The organism is Streptomyces sp. MBT53, from assembly GCF_016654115.1.
Taxonomy (GTDB): domain Bacteria; phylum Actinomycetota; class Actinomycetes; order Streptomycetales; family Streptomycetaceae; genus Streptomyces.
The window spans coordinates 1-7,095 of the sequence record NZ_JAEQAZ010000356.1 but is presented as its reverse complement, the minus strand read 5'-3'; the positions used below and the strand labels follow the sequence as shown (position 1 = coordinate 7,095).

Here is a 7,095-nt window from a genome sequence, read left to right as displayed (position 1 = left end):
GACGCGGGCCGTCCCCAGCAGCCCCCCACCGCTCCCGGCTACACCTACGGCTATCCCCAGCAACAGCCGTACGCCGGCTATGGCTACGGCTACCCGGGCGGCGCGATGATGCCCGCGCAGACGATGCCCGGGCTGCTGATGACGGCCCGCGTCTTCCTGTTCATCGTCTCCGCGCCACAGATCCTGGCCGGGCTGGCCTGGATCTACGTCGGCGCCTTCGTCAGCGATGTGACGGACGACGCCACCTCCGTGGTCCCGCTGAAGTCGGTCGACGACGCCGGTCACGCGGTGGCCGCATTACTGGTGTTCATCGGGCTCGTCAGCCTCGGCTTCGCCGCCCTGTCCATCACGCTGGGCGTCAAGTTCGGCCGCGGCGGCCAGGGCATCCGCGTGACCACGGTGGTCTACGGCGCGCTCGGCACGCTCGTCGGCTTCGTCTTCCTGGTCTTCGCCATCGACAGCGGACCAGCCGCGGCGGTCCTCTACGCGCTGCTGTGGGTCGGTTTCGGCGTGGTCATCACGGCGGCCCCGCTGGTCGCGAGCGGCACGGCCTGGTTCGCGCGTCCGCGCCACTGAGAAGAGCCGGCACTACCGAGAAGTGCCCGCGCCACTGAGAAGTGCCCGAAAAAAGCAAGCGAACACATTCGGTCGCCACGCGAAATTGATGTTTCGCTTACACAACACATGAGGATTCCAACTGGACAAAAAGTGATCACCCCCACGAACATGAACGGCGCAGTACCGCGGTTCATGTTCGGGGGGAAAACCGCTCAAGCAACGACGTTCCTCCGCGCAACCCGCATCGTCCCCAGCTGAGACAGTGCACACGGAGGAATCTCGCCATGAGCTTCGGCGATCCGAACAACCCCTACGGGCAGCCCCAGAACGCCCAGCAGGGCCAGCCCGGTTACGGCTATCCCCAGCAGCCCCCGCAGCAGGGCTACGGCTATCCGCAGGCCGGCCAGCCCCGGCTACGGCTTCCCCCAGCAGCCCGGCTACCCGGGCGGCCCCGGCATGCCCGGCGCCCCGCGCATAGCCTCGATGGGCCGGCGTTTCGGCGCCCGCCTGATCGACGGACTGATCATCGGCGTCGTCTACTTCGTGCTCTCCCTGGCGGGTGTCGCCGGCTCGATCAGCGCCATCAGCGACTGCGACCCGAACGCCGCCGACTACCAGTCCTGCGTGAACGACGCGGCCGGTCACGTGGTGGCCGCGGCCGGCGCGGTCATCGGCGCCCTGACGATCTGCAGCCTGCTCTACGAGTGGCTGATGATCGGTCTGGTGGGCGCGACCCTGGGCAAGATGGCCGTCGGCCTCCGCGTGGTGAAGGCCGACACCGGCCAGAAGCCGGGCCTGGGCTCGTCCATCATCCGCTGGGTCATCCCGCTGGTCGGCAGCCTCGCCTGCGGCATCGGCCAGCTCGTCGTCTACCTGTCCCCGTTCTGGGACAAGTCCGGCCGCCAGCAGGGCTGGCACGACAAGGCCGCGAGCACGATGGTCATCCAGAACTGACGGTCCCCATACGGCTCAGGGCCGTGCCACCCGACGAAACGGGGGCACGGCCCTGAGCCGTGTACAAGGCCGCAGCGGGCGACCTCAGTGGAAGAAGTGCCGCGTCCCCGTGAAGTACATCGTGACGCCGGCCTTCTTCGCGGCCTCGACCACCAGCTCGTCACGGACCGAACCGCCCGGCTGCACAACGGCCTTGACGCCGGCCTCGGTGAGGATCTCCAGCCCGTCCGGGAACGGGAAGAACGCGTCCGAGGCGGCGTACGAACCCTGCGCGCGCTCGGCGCCCGCCCGCTCGACCGCGAGCTTCGCCGAGTCCACGCGGTTGACCTGCCCCATGCCGACGCCGACCGAGGCGCCGTCCTTGGCGAGCAGGATCGCGTTGGACTTCACCGCGCGGCAGGCCTTCCAGGCGAACGCGAGGTCGGCCAGCTCGGACTCGGAGAGCGCCTCGCCCGTCGCCAGCGTCCAGTTGGCCGGGTCGTCGCCGTCGGCCTGGAGCCGGTCGGTGACCTGGAGCAGCGCGCCGCCGTCGATCGCCTTGAACTCGACCGCGTTGGACGGGCCGCCCGGGGCCTTCAGCACGCGGATGTTCTTCTTCTTGGCGAGGGCTTCGAGCGCGCCCTCCTCGTAGTCCGGCGCGACGATGACCTCGGTGAAGATCTCGGCGACCTGCTCGGCCAGCTCCTTGCTGACCGGCCGGTTGACGGCGATCACCCCGCCGAACGCCGACAGCGGGTCACACGCGTGCGCCTTGCGGTGCGCCTCGGCGACATCCGAACCGACCGCGATACCGCAGGGGTTGGCGTGCTTGATGATCGCGACACAGGGCTCGGCGTGGTCGTAGGCGGCACGGCGCGCGGCATCCGTGTCCGTGTAGTTGTTGTACGACATCTCCTTGCCGTGCAGCTGCTCGGCCTTGGCGAGACCGCCGCCCGAGGCGTCGACGTAGAGCGCGGCCGGCTGGTGCGGGTTCTCGCCGTAGCGCAGGGTGTTCTCGCGCTCCCAGGTGCCGCCGAGGAAGTCGGGGAACTGAGAGTCGTCGACCGGCGCGTACGCGCTCGCGAACCAGCTCGCCACCGCCACGTCGTACGACGCCGTGTGCTGGAAGGCCTCCGCGGCGAGCCGCTTGCGGGTGGTGAGGTCGAAGCCGCCGGTCTGTACGGCGTTCAGGACGTCGGCGTAGCGGGCCGGGCTGGTGACCACGGCGACCGAGGGGTGGTTCTTGGCGGCGGCGCGGACCATCGACGGGCCGCCGATGTCGATCTGCTCGACGCACTCGTCGGGAGAGGCGCCCGAGGCGACGGTCTCCCGGAACGGGTACAGGTTGACGACCACCAGGTCGAAGGGGGCCACGCCCAGCTCGTCGAGCTGCTGACGGTGGCTCTCCAGCCGCAGGTCGGCGAGGATGCCGGCGTGCACCTTGGGGTGCAGCGTCTTGACCCGGCCGTCCAGGCACTCGGGGAAGCCGGTCAGCTCCTCGACCTTGGTGACCGGGACACCGGCGGCGGCGATACGGCCGGCCGTGGAGCCCGTGGAGACGAGTTCGACGCCCGCCTCGTGCAGGCCGCGCGCCAGCTCTTCGAGACCGGTCTTGTCGTAGACGCTGACGAGCGCCCGTCGGATGGCTCGCTTGTTGCTCTCGGCGGTCACTGGATAACTACCTTTCGTCCCTCGATGCGATAGCCGTTGCGGGCCAGCCGCCCCACGACATCGACGAGCAGCCTTCGCTCGACTTCCTTGATGCGCTCGTGCAGAGCGCTCTCGTCGTCCTCGTCCCGGATCTCGACCACGCCCTGAGCGATGATCGGCCCGGTGTCGACGCCGTCGTCGACGAAGTGGACGGTGCAGCCGGTGACCCGGGCGCCGTACGCGAGCGCGTCCCGTACGCCGTGGGCCCCCGGAAAACTGGGCAGCAGGGCGGGGTGCGTGTTCACGACCCGGCCGCCGAAGCGGGCGAGGAACTCCTTGCCCACGATCTTCATGAACCCGGCCGACACGATCAGATCGGGCTCGTACGCCCCGGTCGCCGCCGCGAGGGCCGCGTCCCACTCCTCGCGGGTCGCGAAGTCCTTCACCCGGCACACGAAGGTGGGCAGTCCGGCGCGCTCGGCGCGGGCCAGGCCCTCGATGCCCTCGCGGTCCGCGCCCACGGCCACGATCTCGGCTCCGTACGCCGTCTCGCCCTCGGTCGCGATGGCGTCGAGCAGCGCCTGCAGATTCGTACCGGAACCGGAGACCAGCACGACAAGGCGCTTGGCCACGGGTTTGGCGGCCACGGCGGGGCCCTTTCTCGGGGGAGCGGGGTGCGTGCGGCCGGCCCGGTTCGTGCATTCATACGAATGCTTCGCGCCCCGGGATACGGGGAAGTCTACGAAGCGGCCGACCGTCAGCAACGATACCGGCACACCGGACAGCCCCCACGGGACGGGGGCGTGGCCGGAAGGTAGCGTCTGGGGAGAGCGGGTTCGGGAACGCGGTTGTCGTGCGACGCGTTCACGAAGTGACAGCTCATGTCGGAAAGACGCAATCAACAGAGACGTATCCAACAGGGACGTATCCAACAAGGGGAAGACGCTCACTTGATGCCGGACTGCAGTCCCCGACTCCTCACGTTCCCCCCGCAGTCGTTGCAGGGCGGGGAGCGCGGCACCGTGCTGCTCCGGGAGCGGCCCTCGTCGCCGCCCGACGCGCCCTCGGAGGGACGGAGCGGTGCGGGTCAGGACGACAATCCGTTCGCCCCGCCGCCCGAGGGCACCCCGGACCGGCCGTGGCAGCCCCGGCGCCCTGACGGTGACGAAGGCGGCGACACCCCGCAGAGCGACGGCGGCCGTTCGCCGTGGGGCAGTCAGTGGAGCGACCGGCAGCCAGGGCGTTCCCAGGGCGGCTTCGGCGAGCGGCCCGGCGGGCAGAGCGGACCGGGCGGCGGCTCCGAGGGCCCGAGCGGCCCCGGTCCCGGCCAGGGCATGCGCTGGGACCCCACGGACCCGGCCCAGCGCCGCGCCCGCTACGCCCTGCTGAGCGGCATGTGGGCCTTCTTCTTCGCCCTCTTCAGCTGGCCTTACGTGGCCCTGCTGCTCGGCGCGCTGGCCCTCTACTGGGGCGGCAGCGCGCTGCGCGCCAAGCCCCGCAGCACCGACCCGGACACCCCGCCCGCACCCGAGGCGGCGGGCCGCCCCCAGACGACGGCGGCGGTGAGCGGCCTGGTCACCGCGTCCCTCGCCATCGCCCTGGTCGCCGCGATGTTCGTCGCGCAGCTGGCCTACAAGGACTTCTACACCTGCACGAACGACGCCCTGACGAACGAGGCGAAGCAGTCCTGCAACCAGCTGCTGCCGAAGGACCTGCGGGGTTTGTTGGGCACCGCCAACTGACGGACACCGCCGGTCAGTTGGGCTCGGGCTCGTCCGTGGGTTCCGGGTGCTCCAGTTGCTCCGGGTGTTCCGGATGTTCCAGTGGGGTCGACGCCTCCTTCAGGACCGCCCAGCGGGCCTCGCGGGAGGCGTTGTCGTACCAGGGGGTGGGCGAGGGCTCCGACGGGAGACCGGCGGGCAGGAAGTCGTACGGGTCGAACGTCGGGTCGTGGTCGTAGGCGATGTACGGCTGCTCGACGGGGAGCGGGAGCGTCGGCGCCGCCTTCGGTCTGCGGGTGAACCGACCCCGGGCTGCGGTGAACGACTTCAGGATGCGGCGGCCCGTCGTAAGGTCCGCCACCTTCTCCGCTCCCGTCTCCGCTTCTGCCGCACCGTCCCGGGGCTTCCCGATGGTCGACGCCCCGGTCGTCGGCTTCGGCGCCCTGGGTTCCCGCAGTCGCCAGGCCCGCAGCCCCATCGCCGTGGGCACCGCCACCACCGCGAGCCATGCCAGCGCCGCGCCCCCGGTCTGCCACCACACCGGCCCGAACCGGGCGAGCGCGGCACCCCCGAGCGGACCGCCGGCCAACTCCGCGAACAGCGCCAGCGCTACGGCGCACAGGGCGGCGCCGAGCAGCGCGGTCGCGGCGGTACGGCCCTGACGCCAGGGTGTCGACGCCGGACCGCCGGTGCCCCCTGACTTCGTCAACTTGCCCTCGCCGTCGGCCCGTTGCCCCACCGCGACCCGCGCCACGAACCACCCGACCATCACCCCGGCGGCCAGCGGCACCAGTCCCGCCAGCCAGTTCAGCGGGGTTCCGGTGCCCGCGTCCGGGACCGCCGCGAGCAGCGGGAACGGCGGGAGCAGGGGCGCCGGGGCCGAGTTGAGGGGGTCCACCGTGTGGTGGGCGCCGAGCGCGAAGCCGGGGCCGAGGGCGTAGGCCGCCGACCAGACCGCCGCGTTCGGGATCAGCGCGAGGCAGAGCAACAGGACCGCGAACCGGCCCGACAGGGCCTCCGTCAGCCGCAGGAACGAGGTCTGGGCCGCGCCGCCGTGCCAGACCAGAGACGCCGTGAGCAGCAGCGCGCCGCCCCCGACGAACACCGCCGTGCCGATACCGGCGGCGCGCGCCGCGGTGCCGATCCGGTCCCGGGACTCGCGGGCCTCCGGGCCGAGGACGAGCCGTCGTAGCCCGGCAGGCAGCAGGACCAGCACGCTCAACACGGGTTCACGCGGGCGCCCGTACGCCGTCCACACGCCGGAGCCGGCCGCGCCCGCCGCGAGCAGCGGGAGGCACACCGCCGTCCAGCTCCAGGAGGGGGCGAGTTCGCCGCCGGACGCGTAGAGCGCGGCGGCGGTGCCGACGGCGAGGTAGCCGAGGGCGACGCCGGTCCAGGCGGTGCGGGCCGGGACCGGCGGGATGTCGGTGTCCTCGTCCGCGCCGCCCAGCACCGCGTCCCGGGCCGCCCGGTGCAGCAGCCAGACCGGCAGGACGAGGAGGAGCAGCGGGGTCACGCCCACGGGGGCGGGGATTCCGGAGAGGGTGTCGGTGCGGACCAGTTCGACGCCGTGCGCCAGGAGCCAGAGCGCGGCGGCCATGTGCAGGGCGCCGCCGGGTCCGCTGTCCGGGTACGGCGAGCTGATCCACAGCACCATCACGAGCACGGCGAACGAACCGAGACCGAGCCCCGCCGCGACCGCGCCACCCAAGAGGCTGGCGGCCAGTCCGGGGGATCGGTCGCGCATCCGGGTGAGGAGGGGCGACAACGACGGTCGGCGGTGGGTCATCGGCATCACGACCGCCATGCTCCCAACGACACGCGCTTTCTCGTCGTAACAGGCGAACCTCCGAAGTGTCGCCCAATATACATTTATGTACTTTTTCGTACGAAGGGGCATCCGGTGACGCAGACCCCTGCAACCCCGCTCCCGCCACCCAAGGAACGCCGACGGCTGCGCGAGGCCGCGTCCCTGACGCAGGCTCAGCTCGCCACGCGGGTCGGCGTCAGCCGCGAGACGGTGCGCGCGTGGGAGACCGGCCGCACCTCACCACGCGGCCGGAAACGGGAGGCGTACGCGAAATTGCTCAACGACCTGGCCGAGGACGTCCCCGCAGTGGAAGAGGCAGAGGTGGATGTAGCCGAGGTGGAGGAGATTCAACCGGAGTCTCCTCACGCCGACATCGTCGTGGTGGAGATCCCCGTACCGCACACGGATCCGGCGCCGGATCCG

6 protein-coding genes and 1 pseudogene are annotated in these 7,095 nt (G+C 71.4%); 4 read left to right on the top strand and 3 right to left on the bottom strand.

Annotated elements, in window-relative coordinates; translation table 11 throughout:
- Window positions 1-576: hypothetical protein (locus tag JHN45_RS50705; protein ID WP_201056235.1), on the top strand; the 576-nt coding region annotated here is incomplete at its 5' end.
- A gap of 266 nt (window positions 577-842) precedes the next feature.
- Window positions 843-1,512, top strand: a pseudogene (locus JHN45_RS50700) (RDD family protein).
- 84 nt (window positions 1,513-1,596) lie between these two features.
- On the opposite strand, the gene purH reads toward JHN45_RS50700, so the two are convergent.
- Complete coding sequence (purH, locus tag JHN45_RS50695; protein ID WP_200717000.1) at window positions 1,597-3,162, bottom strand: bifunctional phosphoribosylaminoimidazolecarboxamide formyltransferase/IMP cyclohydrolase; 1,566 nt, start codon at window positions 3,160-3,162, stop codon at window positions 1,597-1,599.
- A complete protein-coding gene (purN, locus tag JHN45_RS50690) occupies window positions 3,159-3,788 on the bottom strand; it encodes a phosphoribosylglycinamide formyltransferase (protein ID WP_201056233.1) in 630 nt (209 codons plus the stop codon). Before purN ends, purH begins: the two co-directional genes overlap by 4 nt.
- A 306-nt stretch (window positions 3,789-4,094) precedes the next feature.
- Here purN and JHN45_RS50685 point away from each other — a divergent pair, with 306 nt between their 5' ends.
- The gene (locus JHN45_RS50685; protein WP_201056231.1) at window positions 4,095-4,883 is read left to right on the top strand and encodes a hypothetical protein; all 789 of its coding nucleotides are present in this window, start codon (window positions 4,095-4,097) and stop codon (window positions 4,881-4,883) included.
- Between the two features lie 13 nt (window positions 4,884-4,896).
- Here the strand turns inward: JHN45_RS50685 and JHN45_RS50680 are convergent, their stop codons facing one another.
- Entirely contained in the window at window positions 4,897-6,669 is a 1,773-nt protein-coding gene (locus JHN45_RS50680; RefSeq protein ID WP_201056229.1) for a DUF6350 family protein, read from the bottom strand.
- 96 nt (window positions 6,670-6,765) lie between these two features.
- On the opposite strand from JHN45_RS50680, the gene JHN45_RS53820 reads away from it, so the two are divergent.
- The coding region (locus JHN45_RS53820) for a helix-turn-helix transcriptional regulator (protein WP_307783448.1) at window positions 6,766-7,095 on the top strand (330 nt) is incomplete at its 3' end.